Genomic DNA, 17,317 nt, shown 5'->3' on the forward strand with positions numbered 1-17,317 from the left:
ATTTTATTATCCCACCCGGCCACGGCCATATGCCGAAGGACATAGAGGACCGGGCCGAGGCAAAGTCGATGTTGGACGCGTCCGCCAAGCAGGGAATCCTCAAACCCATCCGGCTTGTGCTCGTTGATCGGCAACCGATCGTCCTGCAGGGACTGAAGTCAGTCCTCGGGACACAGCAGGATTTCGATGTTGTTGCGTCCGCCAGCGACGGGGCAAGCTGCCTCGAGGCCATCCGGACTCTGTCGCCCGACGTCGCGCTCATTGCCGATACCTTGCCGGACCTGACGGCGTCCGACATCCTCGCGATCGCGAAAGCCGAGAAGCTTTCGACGCGCCTGGTGTTCTTTACCGAATCCGACGCCGACCACGCTCTGACCGCGGCGATTGCCGCGGGCACCTGCAGCGCAATCTCGAAATATGCCGCTCCCGGAACCATGCTGCGATCGTTGCGGCTGATGGCGAAGAGCGGCGTGTCGCTGGAGCAGACCGATCTCGCGCCCACCGGCAAGGACGATGACGGCGGCAGCAAGCTCGAAAAGATGCTGGAGCTATTGACGCCGCGAGAACGTCAGATCGTCCGACTGGTCGCTGAAGGGATGTCGAACAAGGAGATCGCGCGCCGGCTCGACGTTTCCCAGGGGACAGTCAAGGTCCACCTGCACAACATCTTCCAAAAGCTGGAGATCACCAACAGAACGGTGCTTGCGACCATCTCATGGTTGCAGCGCACCTCCGGCTTCAGCGCGCTCGCACTGGCCTTTCTGGCGTTCGCGATTGCGGACGAACTCAAGGCGTCGGACGCGAACGACATGTTGGCGAACGACGATGGCCCAGGCCAGACGGCCGAGCAGGCCGGATATGAGGTCTGGAAGAAGGCCCTCCTCCAGCGCCTCATCGTCTCGGAATCCGGCGAGACGTCCCCGCTCACTGCGAGGGACTTGCTTGCCAAAGCCAGCCAAGCCACGAATCCCGCGCCGGCGATGGAAGCGCTGCGTGCGGCGGAGCAATTCCTGGGTTCGCGACCGTGGAAAGATGGCGCTGCTGTCGGATCCGGCGCGCCAAGTCTTGCTGCGCTCTTGCAGCGAGAAGCCAACGACATTCCGACCGCAGGTGACCTTGCCGCGGAAAATCACCTTCCGCGGTCGGCTTTCCATCCAACGTCGATCCCCGGAGGCTATGGCACCTTCGCCGCTCTCGCCGGCGCGTTGATCTACGCCCTCAATGATCCCCATCTTGCCGCGCAGGCGCATGAGCTAGATCAGGCATCGATCGACAGCTTCCTGACCGGCACCGGAGACGATGCGACCATAAAGCTCGCCGCGATCACGCATGTCGACGCCGATCGCGCTGAGAACTCAGCCCCCGTTTCCTTCCGCACGATGATGGCCGGCCTTCCGGCCCTGTGACCGGAAGCGGTGACCTGGCTCACCAAGGCGTTCAGGGGGAAACGGACCGGGGCGCCGCAGCCGACATTGGCCAAGGAGACAATGGCCACAGAATTGATGGCGTGTTGAATCCTGGCGACCCTGCCAGCCCCGGCGGCGATCGCCGCGATCAACTGATGGACGGCAACGTCGAGAACGTTGTTCATCGCGGCACGTCCGATTCGAAGTCCAGCTCTTCCGACTCGGCGGATGTCGTAGCCGAACCGGACAGGCTCAACCTGGCGGCTTTCGGGGCACTTGCTTACTTGCATCTGACGGCGGCTGCCAAATTCATACCGCCACATACCCTGGCCTGGATCTACGATCCCGCAAGCAACCAGACGATCGTCTATGTCAATCCGACCGACCATATCCTCGAGATCGGGGATCGCGGCCTGCTGGAAATCCATCTGCAGGGAATCGTATCCGTCGCGGACCTGGATGTCGTTCACCAATCAGATGGCGCGGTTGTCGCGGTCACGCTGGAGCAGCTCGAACAAGCGCTGATATCCGCGACGGCAAGCGATGAGACTGCTTCCAGTACGGACAGCATCCATGGGAGCGGGAGTGCACTTGGCGCGGTTTGGAGTCCCTTGGCAGACGACAATTCGAGCTTCCAATTCGCACGCGTTGGGACAGGCTCCGGGACGCCGGCAAAGTCCAGCGCCTTCACGCGCGCCCCGACAGATAGGACGGAGGACAGCGCCGGAGAGTCCAGCGCCTCCGCCTCCGCATCACCGATCGTGGCTGGTCATGGTGGGACGCCTCCGACAGTCGAAAATCCCACCTCGAAGAGTGAGCCGGCGAACGCCCGCGCTCCGTCGACCACGCAGAACGAGATGGTGCCACCGGGTCTCCAAACGGCCGACGGCGTCAGCCGTGGCAATTCCGATCACGCTTCGGACCCGGGACCGGAAAGGGTCGCGGAGAAGACCGAAGCGGACTCCAAATCCCATGATGGCCCTGGGAAGGACAAGGAGCATCATTCCCAGGTTGCGGACAATTCCCCGGGGGGACCAACGCGCCACAGCCAAGCGCCGCCGACCACGGCAATTCGGGCCACTCGGCTTCCGGCAAAGCAGCGGAAGCAGGCGAGCGCGGCGCAATGCAAGGCAACACTGACCACGGAAAATCTCAGCATGCTGCGAAGGCGGAATCCTCAAAGGCGGCAGCCGCCGAGATGGCCGAGGCCAAGCCCGACCCGCACAGCAATGCCGGGAAGGACGACGACCACCATTCCCGGGCTTTGGATGGTCCGCAAGGAGTAGCGGCGGCAACAGAACCCGGCGGCGCCGGTCGCAGCAAATCGGACCATTCATCTCCGGCCAAAGGAGCGGACGCAGACGAGCGCGTCGCAACCGACGGCAACAACGACCATGGCAAACCGCAAAAGGTTGCGCATTCAGGTGGAGGCGGATCAGAACCCGCGCAGCCGGCAAAAGCTGCGAGCGAGCCTGGCGGCGCCAATCAACAGCCAGTATTCCGCTTCGATGGCGAGGCAGCTGCGGCAACGTTCGTCGGGTCCGTCGAGCCTCAAGACCATCACAACCCGCACGCCGCGCTCGGTCAGGAAGGCCTCAGGGCGATCGTCGAAATGGTCTCTCACGTTCCGGACGAACACGTGGTGCCGCTGGGCCATCATGGTCCGCATCCCGGCATGCTACCTGGGTCTCATGATTTGCTGACTTGAAACATCAAACATCCTAATTGCTCGAAACGTGCAGCAGCGCGACGCCGCGGCGCAATGTCGAGCGGAACCAGGTTGACGGCGCCAGGGAACCGGGAGGGGCGCTTTTGAGTTAGCCTGCCACAGGACAATCAGCGGATCCCATGATGAAAAGCGGTCGCTTTGGCAGTTCGATCTCTACCGCCCTCCGCCATCCCGGGGTGATCGCGTTGGTCGTGGCCGGCCTGGCGATTGCGGCGATGCTGATCGTCGATCACGGCCCGTGGAATCGTGCCAAGACCCAGCCGGCCCATGTTGCGATGTATGCGACCACGGGCGAAGCGGCACGGGCCGCCGGAGCCAAGGTGCTTCCGACCACTCCGAAATCGCCGATCGAGCCGGCCCGACCGGGGCCCAATACGTCCCCTGTCGTCAATCCCGTGACGCCGTAATCTCGTCAGTCCTTGCGAGCGTAATTCAAAGACCGCTGCTCGCCCTCGCGCCGCTCGGTCGCGTCAGCCGATCGCCGATGAGCCGAGCAAGGCGAGGACGGCCAGCGCCATCAGCGCGGTGCCGATCCAGCCCAGCGCGATCAGCGACGGCCTTGCCCTGAAGCGGCCCATGATCGCGCGGCTCGAGACGATCAGCATCATCATCGCCATGATGGGGACCGCGACGATGCCGTTCAGCACCGCGCTCCACACCAGCATGTGGATGGAGTCGATCCCCGTGAAGCCGAGGCCGAAGCCGATGAGGGTCGCCGCGGCGATGATGGTGTAGAAGCCGGCCGCTTCGTCCGGCTTGGCCTCCAGCGTGGCGCGCCAGCCGAAAATCTCCGCAACGCCGTAAGCGGCCGAGCCCGCCAGCACCGGGATCGCGAGCAGACCCGTGCCGATGATGCCAAGCGCGAACAATGCGAAGGTGAAGTCCCCGGCGAGCGGTCGCAGCGCCTCGGCCGCTTGCGTCGCCGAATCGATGTTGGTGACGCCGTTGGCGTGCAGCACCGACGCGGTGGTCAGAATGATGAAGAAGGCGATGCCGTTGGACAGCAGCATGCCGGAGATGGTGTCGGTCTTGATGCGGTCAAGCTCCGGACGGCCGCCGCGCTTGAGCTCGCGCAGCGGCTTGTCGCGCGTGCCCTGGTTCATCTCCTCGACCTCCTGCGAGGCCTGCCAGAAGAACAGATAAGGGCTGATCGTGGTGCCGAGCACGGCGACGACCATGAGGAAATAATCGGCGCTGACATGGGCCTTGGGCCACACCGCGGCGAGCAGCGCCGTGCTCCAGGGGATCTTCACGGTGAAGGCGGTCGCGACATAGGCGAACAGCGCCAGGGTGAGAAATTTCAGCACCGGCGAATAGCGGCGATAGGGCAGGAAGACCTGGAGCAGGGTCGAGCCCGCCGCGAAGATCAGCGCGTGCTCGTGGTTGAGCCCGCCGATCACGAGCGACAGCGCCTCGGCCATCGCGGCGATATCGGCGGCGATGTTGAAGGTGTTGGCGGCCACCAGCATGGCGACGAGGCCCAGCACCGCCCAGCGCGGCGCGATCTGCATGACGTTGGCGGCGAGCCCCTTGCCGGTGACGCGGCCGATCCGCGCGCTGACGAGCTGGATGGCGATCATGAACGGCGTGGTGAGAAACACCGTCCACAACAGGCCGTAGCCGAATTGCGCGCCGGCCTGCGAATAGGTGGCGATGCCCGAGGGATCGTCGTCGGCAGCGCCGGTGACCAGGCCCGGCCCCAGCCGTTGAAGAAGCGTCGGCGCGGATTTCGTCGGGGTGAGGGCGCTGTCGCTCATGGAAGGGGGACCTCGATCGGACGGTGTTTCCAGAGCAAATGCTAAGAACGGAACATAGGTTCCATCCTGAGCAGGGGATCCGCCGTTTCTGAAAATGCTAATTCAACTTGACCGCCGGGCAAAACACGTGTAGATTGTCATCATCGCAAGCCTTCTCAACCGCTGGTCGCTTGGGCGAGTCCATCGCGTTCAGGCGGAGTCTCGAAGCGGTCGCGACGGGAGGTGCTGCGCCGCCGCGCTACTTGATGCTGACGAACATGCCCCAGGCCGCCGCCAGCGCCGCGCCGGAAAAGACGATCAGCGGGTTGTCGCAGAATGCACCGCCATAGGTGCACATAGTGACGCCGAACGAGCCGATCTCGTGATGGCTCGCCGAATAGAACAGTCCCGACAGCACCAGCAATGCAGCGGCGACGTAGTACATGGGTGATCTCTCCGAAGCTCTTCAGACGGCGCGCCGGCGCAAAGAGAGCGAGCGGCACGCTTCAGCATGGCGCGAGGAGCTTTCATTCCGCCAAATCCGATGCGCCGGATTTGGCTAAATTTGGCGCGATTTCCGGTTTGTCCCGATGGGCAATGGATCGCGCTCATGAAAAAGGCCCCGCATTGCGGGGCCTTTGCCGTATCTTGCTTGCCGAGCGCTTATCGCCGCGTACCCGCGCCGTAGAGCTCGCGCTCGCGGCCGATGTCCTCCGGCGACAGCGGCGGGCTTGCCGCATCGAAGTCGGTCCAGCCGCTCTTCTGCCAGGCCGCGCTGCGGTCCTGCAGGTTCACGGCTCGCTCGTTGAGGAGCGCATCGAGCCGCGCGCGGTCCTGGTCAGGCACCCGCGCTGACACCAGCGTGCCGCCGCGGCGAACGCCCTCGGCATAGCGCGAGGCCTCTTCCTTGGAGACGCCGGCTTCGGTCAAGGCGCCGACGATTCCGCCCGTGGCCGCACCGGCGGCTGCGCCGGCCGCCATCGAGGCGAGCCATCCTGCCGCGACGACCGGCCCGAGGCCGGGGATGGCGAGCAGGCCGAGACCGGCGAGCAGGCCCGCCGCGCCGCCGAGGCCGGCGCCGATGCCGGCACCGGTGCCGGCGCCTTCGGCGCGGTCGTCGACGCCATCACGGTCACGATCGACCTTGCCGGAGCGGGAGCCGTACCAATTGTCGGAATTGTTGGCGACGATGCTGATGTCGGAGTGCGGCACGCCGGCTGCTTCGAGCCGGGTCACGGCGCGCTCGGCATCGGCATAAGAGTCGTAAAGGCGGGAGATGGTGGCGGTCATGTGCATGATTCCTTACTTGGCGGGGTTCACGTTGCCCTGGAAGTCCAGGCTGACGTCGGTCTTGCTGCCGGCCTTGTCGGCCTTGCCGCGCCAGACGCCCTGGTCGTCCTTGTGCAATCCGGACACGTTGGAATAGCCGGCGCCCTCGATCCGCGATTTCGCCTGCCCCTCGGTGAAGCTGTTGCGGCCCTCGACCGGCTTGTTGGAATTGTTCTGGTCCGAGCTGTTGACGGCGTTGTTGCCCGGTCCGCTTTGGGCGGGCGGCGATTGGGCGCCCGCGGGCACCGATGCGAGCATCAGCAAGGTTGTGACGAGTGCGGTAAGACGTCTCATTGTTTTGTTCTCCGGCGGTGAATGTGCCGGCGACAACACGTCAGATTCAAATTGGTTGCCTTCGTGCGAAGCTGCGAGTGCCGTTCGCGCAGGTGAGGGCGCGCGCAACGATCGCCACGCCATTCGGAGGAACTTCGCTTCCGGCGACCGATTATCTTCGCTCTCACAGCGGGCGGGGCAGCGCGACCATGCAATCACGCTATCCATTGTTGAAGAGGTGGACAGTGGAAGAGCATGAGCGGCTGAAAGCCATGGCTGAAGCGGGCGCGCGGCCCGACGAGATCGCGCTCGAGCTCGATCGCAGCGAGGCGGCCGTGAGGGGGCGTGCCTGGCAGCACGGCATCAGCTTGCGCTCCGTCACTGCGAAGCGCGGCAGATGAGCTGCGCCGGGGTTCGATAGCGCGGACGTGCGGGGCGACCTTGCGCGGGTTCAACAGATTGGAACGCGAGTGCCGAGAAGCTCGGCCTCACTTCGCCGGCGGAGCTTCGGCCTGCGTCGGGGCGGGCTCCCAAGGTGCCGGCAGGATGACGCGGATCGGACGAGCCTCAGCCTGCCCCTGATCCTTGGTCGGCTCGGCCAGCGCCACGGACATCAGGGCCGTCAGCATCGCCAGCGACGTCGTCATAAGTCTCACATCCAGCATCGAAGCCTCCAGGGTCGTGCGTCAACGCAGGCCCCGGCCGTTGGTTCGGGTCCCGACCGGGAACAAGTGGCAATTTTTGAAGTTTAAAGAAAACAGGTCCGATCACCGGGCCACTGGAGGAGAATACGATGAACATCAAGACCATCATTGCCGCTGCCGTGCTGACCTCGTTTGCCGCGCCGGCGTTCGCGCAGTCGTTCTACGTGGTGCAGGACGTCAAGACCAAGAAGTGCACGATCACGGAGTCAAAGCCGACCACCACCGAAACGACGGTCGTCAGCGGCGACACGGTCTACAAGACCAGGTCTGAGGCCGAGGCCGGCATGAAGACCGTCAAGGTCTGCAGCTCGAACTGAGGATGCATTGAGACGATCGACGCCGAGCCCCTCGGCGCCGCGCGGTTCGAGGAGCCGCGCCAGCGGCAAACGAAAGCCCGCGTGGAGCGATCCGCGCGGGCGTTTGACTGATTGAGCGGCTCAGGCAGGACAGTGCGTTACCCAGCGAGCGAGACGTCGATCCGTTCGAATCCCCGCACCGCCGGCAGCGACATCAGGGCGGGCCTGGCGAAATAATAACCTTGAAACAGCGCGATGCCGGCGGCGCGCAGGGTGATGAGCTCGGCCTCGTTCTCGACGCCCTCGGCCAGAACCGTGATCTCAAGCTCGCGCGCGATTTGCGCCAGGCCTGCGACGATGACCTGCTTGGGCCGGCTGCGATGGATGTCGCGCAGCAGCTCCATGTCGATCTTGATCAGGTTCGGCTGCAGCCGGGCGAGCAGGCCGAGGCCGGCATAGCCGGCGCCGAAATCATCCAGCGCCGTCCAGAAGCCGAGCGACTTGTAGGTGCGCACGATGTTCTCGATATGCGCGGGGTCGATCACCCGCTCGTTCTCGGTGAACTCGAACATCAAGTTGGAGGCGGGAAAATTCTCGCGGCGCGCCGCTTCCAGCGAATTCCGGATGCAGGCGCGCGGCTCGTACACGGCGTTCGGCATGAAGTTGATCGAGAGCCGCGCGCGCGGATCGGCAAACAGCCGGCCGGCGGTTTCGATCGCCATCACGCGGGCGGCCTGGTCGAAGCGGTAAAGCTCCTTGTCCGTGAGCTGGCTGAGCACGCTGTGCGCGCTCTCGCCGCTGGGGCCACGCACCAGCGCCTCGTAGCCCCAGATCCTGTTCTCGGCGACGTCGACGATCGGCTGGTATGCCATCTTGAACTCGAATGGCAACTCCGCCCCGTCAGCGCATCCGGCGCACGTCACGCCCATCTTGCAAGTCTCCTGCAGCCCTTCACCTGCGCGGACGTTATGGCGCACCCGTTAAGGAACAGCGAAGCGCGGGGCAGGGGCTCCCTGAGGGCGTTGCCCAGGTTCATTTGTGAACACAAGCAGGCGGGGCATCAGCGTCAGGATCTGACGAAACACGCCTGAAACAATGCTGAAACCCGATTGTCCTGAACTCCGTGCGACCGGACCTCGACCAACGGAGCGAAAAGGAGATCATCATGATCCAGATCGGTTCGAAAGAAGAAGTCGCGTTCCTGCTGGCGCTGTTCGGCACCCACACCCAGCCGGTGCGGCGGCCGAAGCCGAAATCGCAGCAGAGGTGAGAAGCAAACCCATGCCCGGTTTGGCCGAATGCCAGAGCCTGCTCCGGCTCCTGATCGCCAGGGGCGATCCCAAGGCCATCCTGCTCGCCAAGGGCGCCATCGATCAGTATCTGAACACGGCGCCTATCAGCGCCCGCGGGCGCGGCCTGCGCGTGCTCCAGCGCGACGCACTCGACCAGCATGATGTCGCGGTCGGCGTGCAGCGCTCGTTCGCCGAGACGGTGGACGCCTATATCGAGCGCAAGCTCGCGGAAGAGTAGGAGACTGGCGTCAGCGGGCCGGCTTTCTCTCGGCCGGTCGATGCGGCAGGAGTCCCCGGACCCATCGGGTCGAACGGAATGTTTCTCCTCGTTTGCAACCTTTGCCTGCTTCTCGACCTGTTAGGGCAAAGGGAATACACACATGCCGCGATATTACTTCGACTTACATGACGAGCTCGGCACGGCGATCGACGAGGAGGGGCTGGAACTGTCCAGCATGCGCGCGGTTCAGGGCGAGGCCGCCAAGTCGGTCGGCGACATGGCCCGCGACGCCATTATTTCCGCGCCGGCAACCGGCGTCAGGCGGAGGATGGCAATCGAGGTTCGCGACGCCAGCGGGCCTGTCATGCAGGTGACATGTAGCGTCGCGATTGAGACGTTCGACGCGCGACCGCAGTCACACCATCATTGACGCGTCAGTGTCGGTCGCGATTGCTGCGGCGGTGGCGGCCAGGATTGCTCGGACTCGAGCACGGCGATCTTGCGGCCCAGCTGCCACACCTCGACCTTGCCGTGCCGCGTGAATTGCCGCGCGAAGGCGAGGGCGGAATCGTCGGACGCCGCTTCGAAGGCTTCGGCCGAGCGGAAGACGCCGTTCTCGCCGACGAGATAAGCGCGATATTGATGACTCATGTCGGCGCCCTCAGGCCGGGCGAGCGCAGCCAGGCCTCGATCTGCATGGCGGTCTCGTCCTGCCGGGCCCGGCGCAGCAGCATCTCGCGGCGGCGTCCCGGCGCGAGCGCGCGCTTCGTCGCGGCATCGCGCGGCTTCGTCCGCGAGGCGTTCGGTCAGTGTTCTCGTTTGTTTGAAACGGCGACGCGTCAGCATGGCGCATGTCCCTTGTTCGAGGGGAGGCGGGAGCGCGAACCGGTGTTCTCATCACCGATCTCGTGCCACGGGTCTTCCGGTATGCCTGAAGGCTACGCCTGCCGCAGCGGGGAGTCTGTATCTTTTGATACGTGCGCAGATTAAATTTCGACGGAAAGGCTGAGCCTGTTGAGCGACTTACTCAATTTGAGTGCGCATCGATACGTGCGCTCATCTCTGCCAGCGCGTGCGCGAATGCCGCGAGCCACTGCAGCAGCCGCCGCCAAACTTTTTTCGCGATGCAAACAAGGACAACAAGGACGAGTCGGAGGCGAAACGCTGAACCATGCGCGGCAACGCCCGCGCTGGTCAGCGCGCACCACGGGCCGTTTCCTGCGTGGCCGAGATCCCATTTGCGCTCCCATCAAACGTCGATTGACATCGTTCTCTCTTTGTTCTAATAAACTAAAATGCTTCAACCTCTGGGCGAACACCGTTGAATCGGTCTTGGCTCTGAATTTGGCTCTGAATTTTTCTGCGGGGCAGTCGATGAGTAGCTCGCTTCTCGCTTTTGTTTTGTTGGACGATCCGGTGACGCCGGACATGTCGGCGGTCGCCAGGGTCCTTCACGCCCGGCATCCGGATTTGGCAACCGAGGCGATCGGGGACGGACCTCCGCAGCAGACCCAGGCCAATTCGCCGCTCATCCGCTGCGGCAACGAGCTCGTCGCCGTCATGCCGATGCCGGCGCCCATCCCGCACGACCAGGGGCTGTGGGCGCGGGCCGCCACGAATTGGCCGGAGAGCAAGGCCGTGGCGGGGCGGCATCGCGGTCATCTGATCGTATCGACGCTCGGAAAGAGCGAGCAGCCGCTGGTCTCCGCACGCATCACGACCGCGGTGATCGGGGCTTTGATCGCGATGATGCCGGAAGCCTGCGGCGTCGTGTGGGCCGGCCGGGTCGCGCGGCCCGCCGAGCTCTGGCTCGAGACGTCCCGCGATGCTTTCGCACCGTTCCCCGACTATCCCTTCACGCTCTGGGTCGACATTCTTCCGTTCCGGTCCGGCGCCAGGATCGGTGCGGTCACGGTGGGATTGTCCGCCTTCGTCGGCCGCGAGATCGAGTTCGTCACGGCCAAGCTCACGCTGCCCGCGTTGTTCGACAAGGTGGCCGGCCTTGCCGCGTATCTCATCGAGCACGGCAGCGTCGTGAAGGACGGCGACACGATCGGGGCCAGCGCGAGCGAGCGAATCCTGGTGCGTCACCAGAACTCCGAGGCGTTTGGCGGGATGCCGGTGTTTTACTGTGTGGATGAGTTCGTGCAGTGACGTCGAGAGCGACTTAGGATCGGTACTTGCCGCCAGAGTCATTGCTCGAGTTCGATCGTTTGACACGTCGGGCAAAACACCGGCAGAATGGCATCATCGAGACAGCCCGATCAAGCTCGCGGGAAGCCGCGGGCTTGATTTTTGCGCCGAAGTCTTTTTCCCAACTGAAGCTCATGCGCCAAAAGAAGTTCGTTTGAGGGTTTTCAAGCTCTGAGAAAGCGCCGTGAGCCGCGCGATAGGTGATGGGAGCCGACAAAAGATGCCCGTGTCAGGACTTGGAGAACGAAAGAAAAAGGCGTTGAAGCTCTATAAGTTCGAACGGAATAGAATTAGCACGGCGCCCGGTTGGAACATGGAAAATTTCGACGCCTTGGGCGTTGGCCCCGTGATGTATTCACCACGTGGCAAACGAAGCTTTCCTCCGCTCTTGGAAACGCCGCGGCTGCTGATCTCTAGATCTCTCGGACGGCCGCCGGCCGACTGGGAGCCATTTGACGACTTTTGGCTCGTGTCGGATCGGATGAAGCACGTTCTCGAGACGGTGGATAGAGAGGGGGTTGCTTTTCTGAGATGCGAGACGCGGTCGCTGAGGGGAGAAGCACCGGTATATTGGCTCTGCGACATCGTCCGTGAGCTCGACGTCATCGATGAGGACAAGTCGAACTTCAAAGTCCTGGACGATGGAACTGACTTCAGGCGGTACAACAGGATGGCGATGGATTCCAGCTACGTTTTTCGTGAAGAGGTCATCGGTGCGGCTCATGTCTTCCGAGCCCGCTTTTTGAACCAGGTTATATGTGATCAAGCAATGAAAGACGCCTGCAAGGCTGCCGGCCTGAAAGGCCTAAGATTTGGAAATCCTTACATCAATTGGGGTTGACCCTGGCCGTCGCTTTCTTGCGAAAGTCTCCTGAGACTCAATAATCTATCAATAATCTATCAACGCACGTGAAATCGTCCGCGTTCGAGGTCCTTGCGCGTTATCGGCGCGGAGTCTTCTGCCGATCTTCGTGATGTAGCCAAACCTCCGCCATCCGGAACTCTTCCGATAGACGCCGATGTCGGCAGCAGCTTCGCCACAACGTTTTTTCCGGCGCGACTGTACCGATACGACGCGCAAATCCAGCCGGTAGTCCCGCTGGCCAACAAAACAGCATTCAAACCAGAAACGCCGGCTGCAATTCAGGCAGCAGCTCGGATGCTTGCGCACGGCAGGAGCCGCAATTTCATGTTTCATAATCACCACATTTTACTTCAGCATTTCGCCGGCCACCCGGCCATCCGCTTCTTACGTGGGCGGTTCGAAGTTGACGCAATCAGAAATCGTATGAATTTACCCTCCACCCAGGGGTGGCCACCGATCTGAATGCGAGCCCTCATACTGGCGGTCATCTCGGGGAGTATCATGGTGGGTTCGGCGAATACATAAAGCAGGTGGAAAAATCTCCGAGGTACGCAGCGGCTCTCGCGGGTGACGCGCGTGAGCTCGATGAGCTGGTTTCGGACGTGAACGCACTTGTGGCGGCTGCCAAGTACGCGCTGGCGAACGGTCATCTTTTTGCCAATACCCCGACGGGGATGACGCCAGAAAATGCAAATGCGGTGAGCAAGCAATGGTTCGACAACTGGCGAAAATATGCTGCCGATAATCAAACGCAGATCCAGCAGATGCAGGAGACAGTCGACCAATTCCTCGCTGCTGGTCGCGCGGACGCGGCCTTGGATTTTCCGCTTCTGTCTCCGACCAGCGGTCTCAGCATGGCAGAGAGGATCGAGATCCTGAAGCGTTTGCCGAACGGTTCTCCAATCTCGCTGCAGTTTACCAACGTCGGACCTGTCCCCGATCTTCCGGGCCTCGTGCCGCCCTTCGTCAATGCTCGTCTGCCAGGCTTTATTCCTCCTTCGCTTGAGGGATTGAACGAACCGGAAGGATTTACGCCTGGCAATCCGCTTCTCACGTATGGGTTGCCGGGATTTCCGGCGATCAATCCTCAAGGATCGGACAACTACCTCCCACCACCGTGGTGGCTGAGGATCCTTTGGTACTCAAGTTTGATCCAGCAACTGGTTGGCCACTTCCATTCTCCGAACGCTCCCCGATATTGGACCCGGCCGCTCCGTCTCATGCCACGCCGCCGGCTGGCCTCTACATGGGAGCGGGACTTGCCGCAGCTGCGGTGTTGGCGCCGCAATTTTCGCCTGTCTGGGCTCGGATTGGAGTCGCTGGGCTAGCTGCTGGCGCACCGACGCTGGCAACTGCCGGGACTGACGGCGGAGGAGTGTTCTCCACCGGGGCGCCTCCATATGATCCATTCAATCGCGACCAGACGAGCAGCTACACTGGCGGCTTAAGTGCGGGTCCTCGGGGGAATGAAGATGCCGAGGCGATCGCAACGCCCTCAATAGTGGACCACCGCGAAAATCAGGACGAGATCTCTGAGGGACCAACTCAGCAGCCGCAAGCGCTTCAAGCAGGGGCCTCGCGTTCAACCGCATCAGTCGCGTCTGAAGGCGTTCGGCATCTCGCTCGGGTCAACGAGTCCAACGCGGGCAGCGTATTCACGTCGGGCAGTGCGCCGGTCCCGCATCTGCCTTCCACGCAATTCGACGCGCGATTTGGCAATTGGGCCGTGTCATCTGCAAACAGCGGGCAACCGGAGCCGAGCAGGCCCATCGCTACCTTCGCCGACGAGCCGAGCTACCTCATTCCACCTCCCATCTTCGGAGTGGAGGGACGAAGCGGCCCGCAGAAGGAGGCCGAGGAGTGGTTCTCGCGCTGGATACGGCCGTTGCTCCCACCGCGGTGAGGACCGTACGGGGCGGTCGACGCCGATCAGATCGATCGTTTGACACGTCGGGCAAAACACCGGCAGAATAGCATCATCGGAAGAGTTCGGATCGAGCCCGCGGGATGCCGCGGGCTTTCTTTATTTCGAGCAGCTGCCACGTTGTGCTCTACGCGCCACCCGGTCCAAACCACCTCGTCAACGCCTCCGCAAGCCCGCGCTGGCTCCCGTCTCCCACCCAGGCCACGTGCCCGTCGGGCCGCACCAGCACGGCGCCCGGCGCGGTAACCCGACCGATCACCGGAAGCTCCCACGGCCCGTCATGGCCGGCGTCGACGACATCGATCCGATTCTTCCAGGGCGCCACGTCAATGCCGCCTTCCTCGCCGAAATTGAGCAGCACGCCGCGCGCGCGATGCAGCAGCGTGAACAGTCGCAGCTTCCGCCCCGCGATGCTCAGCTCGAGATCGGGCATGCGCCGGCCGAGCAGCGCGTGGCCTTCGCCGAGATCGTAGGCGATGTCGAGCCCGCTCATCATCGCGCCGAAGCGCCGGCGCGGCTCGTCCATCGCGAGCAGCTCGGCCATTGCCTCGCGCGCGGCCTTGCGGCCGTCATCGCCGCGGCGGAGCAGGGCGATCTGCGCCCTCGTGTTCTTCAACACGCGCGCGGCCACCGGATGGCGCTCGGCGTGGTAGCTGTCGAGCAGGCTGTCCGGCGCAAGGCCCTTGACCACCTGCGCCAGCTTCCAGCCGAGATTGACCGCGTCCTGGACACCCAAATTGAGGCCCTGTCCGCCGACGGAATGATGGATATGGGCGGCATCGCCGGCGAGCAGCACGCGGTCCTTGCGATAGCAGGCGGCCTGCCGCGCCGCATCGGTGAAGCGGGAGATCCACGCCGGGCTGTGCACCCCGAAGTCGGTGCCGTAGACGGCGCTAAGGGCCTCGCTGAGATCGCGCAAGCTCGGCTCGCCGGTCGCAGCACATGTTGCTTCGGTCAACACGGCCAGCACGCGGCCGCTCTCGGTCTTGCTGAGGCCGTGAAAGCCGAGCGCATCGTGACGCAGGCCGAATTGCGGCTCTTCGCTCAGCTCGACCTCGGCCATGAGGTTGACAAGCGTCGGTGAGGTGCCGGGGAATGCGATGCTGGCTGCCTTGCGCACCAGGCTGCGGCCGCCGTCGCAGCCGACCAGATAGTCTGCACGCAGGCTCCGGCCGTCGGACAGCGTGACCTCGACGCCGGTTTCGTCCTGCGCAAAGCCCGTCACCTCGCGATTGCGATAGAACGTGACCGCGAGCTCCGCGGCCCAATCGGCCAGGATGGCCTCGATGCGCTCCTGCCGCAGCTTGAGCCCGTAAGGGTGCCGTGTGGGGAGATCGCTGATGTCGAGCCGGGTCCAGGCAAAGCCGGCGAGCTGGAGAATCTCACCTTCGCGCAGGAAGCGGTCGGCAATGCCGCGCTGATCGAGCATCTCGATGGTGCGGGCGTGCAGGCCGCCGGCGCGCGTCTCGACGATCGTCTGGTCGGGACGCCGCTCGACCACGGCGACGTCGACACCGGCGAGCGCGAGCTCGACGGCCAGCATCAAGCCGGTCGGTCCGCCGCCGGCGATCACGACGGCATGGTCTTTCGGCGGTGCCATTGCAGCGTCGGCGCCCTGGGCGCTGCGGCGTGAACGGGACGTCGGAAGCAGGACAGGCATGTTGACCCCCTCGGCTGGTGGCTTTGGATGTTCGTTGGGTCGGGGGTTCTACGGCAGAGACGGGGACTTGAAGCAAGCCCGTTGCGCACCACATATTGAGCTGGGAGGAGGGGCTTTCTCTTCCGCGTTCGCCGCGTTGTCACGTCGGGCAAAACACCGGCATAGTGGCATCATCGAAAGAATTGAGTTCAGCCCGCGCGGAAGCCGTCCGCTGCGGGTTTTTTATTGGACTTTTTTGTTGGACTTGCGGTCAGTGAATGCCCGCGGTTCGCTGCAGGACGTCGGCGAGCTCATCGAACGAGAACGGCTTCCTGATCATCGGCAGGCCGCCGCGCCGGAGGCTCCCGCCCGGACAATTGCAGCATCTTCAGCTCGGGGCGGAGGCGCCGCGCCAGCTCGGCCAGTTCATGACCGTCCATGCCGGGCATGTTGATGTCGGTGATGAGGACCGAAATATCGCGGTTCTCCCTGAGCCGCTCCAGTGCATCCGGGCCGCTCCTGGCGCTGATCACCTCGCAGCCGAGATCCTCGAGCATGGCCACGATGGTCTCGAGGACGGGGGGATCGTCGTCAACAACCAGGACAGTGTGACTCATCAACGTTCCCTCCAACCAAGACGTCAACGCGCCTCTCGTCGCGTAAGTTCCGGCCCGCCTAGTCGTCCTTCGACAAATCGCCCGGCCTCGCCGGAAGATCGATCGCGCCGCCTTCGCCGCGCGCGAGGTCGCGGCCGCCGTCGGCGCTCTCGCCGGACTCTCCGATGACGGGCCGGTCCGGTGCGCGCTCCTTGTCGCGACGCGGCTCGACTTCGCTGCGCGGCTTGGTTTCGCCGCGTGGATTGGCCTCGCAGCGCGGCTTGCGATCTGTCCTGGGTGTCATGACGGTCCTCCCGACTGACCAACTTCGGCGCGGCGTATTGGTTCGTTTGACATGTCGGGCAAAACACCGGCAGAATGACATCATCGAGACGAGTTTGGTTGACCCGCGCGGACATCATCCGCCGCGGGTTTTTTCGTCTCGGTTGCAGAATCGGACGGTGGCCGCGCATCCGGCCACGCACTCGACAAACCTGGAGCGCCGATCGGCGCGCCGCCGTCCGAACCATTGCTGGCCGTGCACGCGCGAACGTGCCGGCCTGCGGCGCCGGGGCCGATGGCCCGCGCCGCTGCGGTCTCCGGAAGACACGGAGATAGGGTTCGCGCCCGAAACGATCGTGCTTCGCCTGGCCGATCTGCCGCGCATTTTCTTCGCATGGAGGATGATGATGACCGCTTATCTGATTTCGCTCGCGCTCGCGGGCCTCGTCGCAATCGCGCTGTGGGAGATGGTGTCGTGAGCGAAGACATCGAGCTCGCAGGCGAGCCTTCACCGCCGCCGGCGGTGAAGGCAAAGTCCAGGGCGCGCACGCCGACCGAGGTCCGCTTGCTCGCGCGTGGCCACACCAAAGCCGCCCTGAAGGTGCTGGTCGGCCTCATGCGTAATGACGAGGCGACGCCGGCGGTGCGCCTCTCCGCGGCCAACGCCATCCTCGATCGCGGCTGGGGCAAGTCGGCGCAGCCGATCGAGAGCGGCGAAGAGGTCGTGGAAACGGTCCACCGGGTCGAGCGCATCATCGTGCGCCCGGACGACGCCGGCGGCGGCGGCGCTGGCCCTAAGGCTTGAGCCGCCGGACAACTCAAACTTTGAAATT

At 63.8% G+C, this 17,317-nt stretch carries 24 protein-coding genes and 1 pseudogene; 13 read left to right on the forward strand and 12 right to left on the reverse strand.

The window, feature by feature from the left end; genetic code table 11:
- Positions 1-68 precede the first annotated feature (68 nt).
- On the forward strand, positions 69-1,406 hold the full coding sequence (locus ACETMP_RS32775) for a LuxR C-terminal-related transcriptional regulator (RefSeq protein WP_375159367.1): 1,338 nt from the start codon (positions 69-71) through the stop codon (positions 1,404-1,406).
- 155 nt (positions 1,407-1,561) lie between these two features.
- Positions 1,562-2,692 carry a hypothetical protein gene (locus ACETMP_RS32780; protein ID WP_375159368.1) on the forward strand — a complete coding sequence of 377 codons (1,131 nt, stop codon included), beginning with the start codon at positions 1,562-1,564 and terminating at the stop codon, positions 2,690-2,692.
- 149 nt (positions 2,693-2,841) lie between these two features.
- Here ACETMP_RS32780 and ACETMP_RS32785 read toward each other — a convergent pair whose 3' ends face one another.
- Positions 2,842-3,066: a hypothetical protein gene (locus tag ACETMP_RS32785; protein WP_375159369.1), complete on the reverse strand. Its 225-nt coding sequence runs from the start codon at positions 3,064-3,066 to the stop codon at positions 2,842-2,844.
- 191 nt (positions 3,067-3,257) lie between these two features.
- Here ACETMP_RS32785 and ACETMP_RS32790 point away from each other — a divergent pair, with 191 nt between their 5' ends.
- On the forward strand, positions 3,258-3,542 hold the full coding sequence (locus tag ACETMP_RS32790; RefSeq protein WP_375159370.1) for a hypothetical protein: 285 nt from the start codon (positions 3,258-3,260) through the stop codon (positions 3,540-3,542).
- Positions 3,543-3,605: 63 nt separating this feature from the next.
- Here the strand turns inward: ACETMP_RS32790 and ACETMP_RS32795 are convergent, their stop codons facing one another.
- The 4 genes from ACETMP_RS32795 to ACETMP_RS32810 all read right to left on the reverse strand — a co-directional run bounded on the left by ACETMP_RS32795 (position 3,606) and on the right by ACETMP_RS32810 (position 6,494).
- A complete protein-coding gene (locus ACETMP_RS32795) occupies positions 3,606-4,892 on the reverse strand; it encodes an NRAMP family divalent metal transporter (RefSeq protein WP_375159371.1) in 1,287 nt (428 codons plus the stop codon).
- Between the two features lie 238 nt (positions 4,893-5,130).
- On the reverse strand, positions 5,131-5,316 hold the full coding sequence (locus ACETMP_RS32800; RefSeq protein ID WP_028137711.1) for a hypothetical protein: 186 nt from the start codon (positions 5,314-5,316) through the stop codon (positions 5,131-5,133).
- 218 nt (positions 5,317-5,534) lie between these two features.
- Positions 5,535-6,161 carry a hypothetical protein gene (locus ACETMP_RS32805; RefSeq protein WP_375159372.1) on the reverse strand — a complete coding sequence of 209 codons (627 nt, stop codon included), beginning with the start codon at positions 6,159-6,161 and terminating at the stop codon, positions 5,535-5,537.
- A gap of 12 nt (positions 6,162-6,173) precedes the next feature.
- Positions 6,174-6,494, reverse strand: a complete 321-nt coding sequence (locus ACETMP_RS32810) for a hypothetical protein (RefSeq protein WP_375159373.1) — start codon at positions 6,492-6,494, stop codon at positions 6,174-6,176.
- 251 nt (positions 6,495-6,745) lie between these two features.
- Between ACETMP_RS32810 and ACETMP_RS32815 the strand changes: the two genes are divergently transcribed.
- On the forward strand, positions 6,746-6,874 hold the full coding sequence (locus ACETMP_RS32815; RefSeq protein WP_375159374.1) for a hypothetical protein: 129 nt from the start codon (positions 6,746-6,748) through the stop codon (positions 6,872-6,874).
- Positions 6,875-6,961: 87 nt separating this feature from the next.
- Here the strand turns inward: ACETMP_RS32815 and ACETMP_RS32820 are convergent, their stop codons facing one another.
- Positions 6,962-7,138 (reverse strand): hypothetical protein, encoded by a 177-nt coding sequence (locus ACETMP_RS32820; protein WP_375159375.1) that lies wholly within the window; start codon positions 7,136-7,138, stop codon positions 6,962-6,964.
- A 128-nt stretch (positions 7,139-7,266) separates the two neighbouring features.
- Here ACETMP_RS32820 and ACETMP_RS32825 point away from each other — a divergent pair, with 128 nt between their 5' ends.
- Positions 7,267-7,494 (forward strand): hypothetical protein, encoded by a 228-nt coding sequence (locus tag ACETMP_RS32825; RefSeq protein ID WP_375159376.1) that lies wholly within the window; start codon positions 7,267-7,269, stop codon positions 7,492-7,494.
- 137 nt (positions 7,495-7,631) lie between these two features.
- Here ACETMP_RS32825 and ACETMP_RS32830 read toward each other — a convergent pair whose 3' ends face one another.
- Positions 7,632-8,402, reverse strand: a complete 771-nt coding sequence (locus tag ACETMP_RS32830) for an EAL domain-containing protein (protein ID WP_375159377.1) — start codon at positions 8,400-8,402, stop codon at positions 7,632-7,634.
- Positions 8,403-8,754: 352 nt separating this feature from the next.
- Between ACETMP_RS32830 and ACETMP_RS32835 the strand changes: the two genes are divergently transcribed.
- Together ACETMP_RS32835 and ACETMP_RS32840 are read left to right on the forward strand one after the other, a co-directional pair.
- Positions 8,755-9,003, forward strand: a complete 249-nt coding sequence (locus ACETMP_RS32835) for a hypothetical protein (RefSeq protein WP_375159378.1) — start codon at positions 8,755-8,757, stop codon at positions 9,001-9,003.
- A 142-nt stretch (positions 9,004-9,145) separates the two neighbouring features.
- Positions 9,146-9,415, forward strand: coding sequence for a hypothetical protein (locus tag ACETMP_RS32840; protein WP_375159379.1), 270 nt, complete (start codon positions 9,146-9,148; stop codon positions 9,413-9,415).
- Here the strand turns inward: ACETMP_RS32840 and ACETMP_RS32845 are convergent.
- Together ACETMP_RS32845 and ACETMP_RS32850 are read right to left on the reverse strand one after the other, a co-directional pair.
- On the reverse strand, positions 9,409-9,636 hold the full coding sequence (locus ACETMP_RS32845; protein ID WP_375159380.1) for a hypothetical protein: 228 nt from the start codon (positions 9,634-9,636) through the stop codon (positions 9,409-9,411). The two genes, ACETMP_RS32840 and ACETMP_RS32845, sit on opposite strands and share 7 nt — an antisense overlap.
- Positions 9,633-9,831: pseudogene (locus tag ACETMP_RS32850) on the reverse strand (hypothetical protein). The gene ACETMP_RS32845 and the pseudogene ACETMP_RS32850 overlap by 4 nt, the downstream one beginning before the upstream one ends.
- Positions 9,832-10,359: 528 nt before the next feature.
- Here ACETMP_RS32850 and ACETMP_RS32855 point away from each other — a divergent pair.
- The 4 genes from ACETMP_RS32855 (at position 10,360) to ACETMP_RS32870 (ending at position 13,371) form a co-directional block, all read left to right on the forward strand.
- Entirely contained in the window at positions 10,360-11,139 is a 780-nt protein-coding gene (locus tag ACETMP_RS32855) for a DUF4261 domain-containing protein (protein WP_375159381.1), read from the forward strand.
- 298 nt (positions 11,140-11,437) lie between these two features.
- On the forward strand, positions 11,438-12,019 hold the full coding sequence (locus ACETMP_RS32860) for an imm11 family protein (protein ID WP_375159382.1): 582 nt from the start codon (positions 11,438-11,440) through the stop codon (positions 12,017-12,019).
- Positions 12,020-12,112: 93 nt separating this feature from the next.
- On the forward strand, positions 12,113-12,505 hold the full coding sequence (locus ACETMP_RS32865) for a hypothetical protein (RefSeq protein WP_375159383.1): 393 nt from the start codon (positions 12,113-12,115) through the stop codon (positions 12,503-12,505).
- The gene (locus ACETMP_RS32870; RefSeq protein ID WP_375159384.1) at positions 12,490-13,371 is read left to right on the forward strand and encodes a hypothetical protein; all 882 of its coding nucleotides are present in this window, start codon (positions 12,490-12,492) and stop codon (positions 13,369-13,371) included. The genes ACETMP_RS32865 and ACETMP_RS32870 overlap by 16 nt, the downstream gene beginning before the upstream one ends.
- Positions 13,372-14,094: 723 nt before the next feature.
- Here ACETMP_RS32870 and ACETMP_RS32875 read toward each other — a convergent pair.
- From ACETMP_RS32875 to ACETMP_RS32885, 3 genes are all read right to left on the reverse strand, one after another.
- Positions 14,095-15,627: an FAD-dependent monooxygenase gene (locus ACETMP_RS32875; RefSeq protein ID WP_375159385.1), complete on the reverse strand. Its 1,533-nt coding sequence runs from the start codon at positions 15,625-15,627 to the stop codon at positions 14,095-14,097.
- A gap of 290 nt (positions 15,628-15,917) precedes the next feature.
- Positions 15,918-16,223 (reverse strand): response regulator, encoded by a 306-nt coding sequence (locus ACETMP_RS32880; protein ID WP_375159386.1) that lies wholly within the window; start codon positions 16,221-16,223, stop codon positions 15,918-15,920.
- Between the two features lie 58 nt (positions 16,224-16,281).
- On the reverse strand, positions 16,282-16,506 hold the full coding sequence (locus tag ACETMP_RS32885; RefSeq protein WP_375159387.1) for a hypothetical protein: 225 nt from the start codon (positions 16,504-16,506) through the stop codon (positions 16,282-16,284).
- 157 nt (positions 16,507-16,663) lie between these two features.
- Here ACETMP_RS32885 and ACETMP_RS32890 point away from each other — a divergent pair, with 157 nt between their 5' ends.
- Positions 16,664-16,963 (forward strand): hypothetical protein, encoded by a 300-nt coding sequence (locus ACETMP_RS32890; RefSeq protein ID WP_375159388.1) that lies wholly within the window; start codon positions 16,664-16,666, stop codon positions 16,961-16,963.
- A complete protein-coding gene (locus ACETMP_RS32895) occupies positions 16,960-17,289 on the forward strand; it encodes a hypothetical protein (RefSeq protein WP_375159389.1) in 330 nt (109 codons plus the stop codon). Before ACETMP_RS32890 ends, ACETMP_RS32895 begins: the two co-directional genes overlap by 4 nt.
- The last annotated feature ends 28 nt before the right edge of the window (positions 17,290-17,317 follow it).

Source organism: Bradyrhizobium dasycarpum, from assembly GCF_042019905.1.
Taxonomy (GTDB): Bacteria; Pseudomonadota; Alphaproteobacteria; order Rhizobiales; family Xanthobacteraceae; genus Bradyrhizobium; species Bradyrhizobium japonicum_B.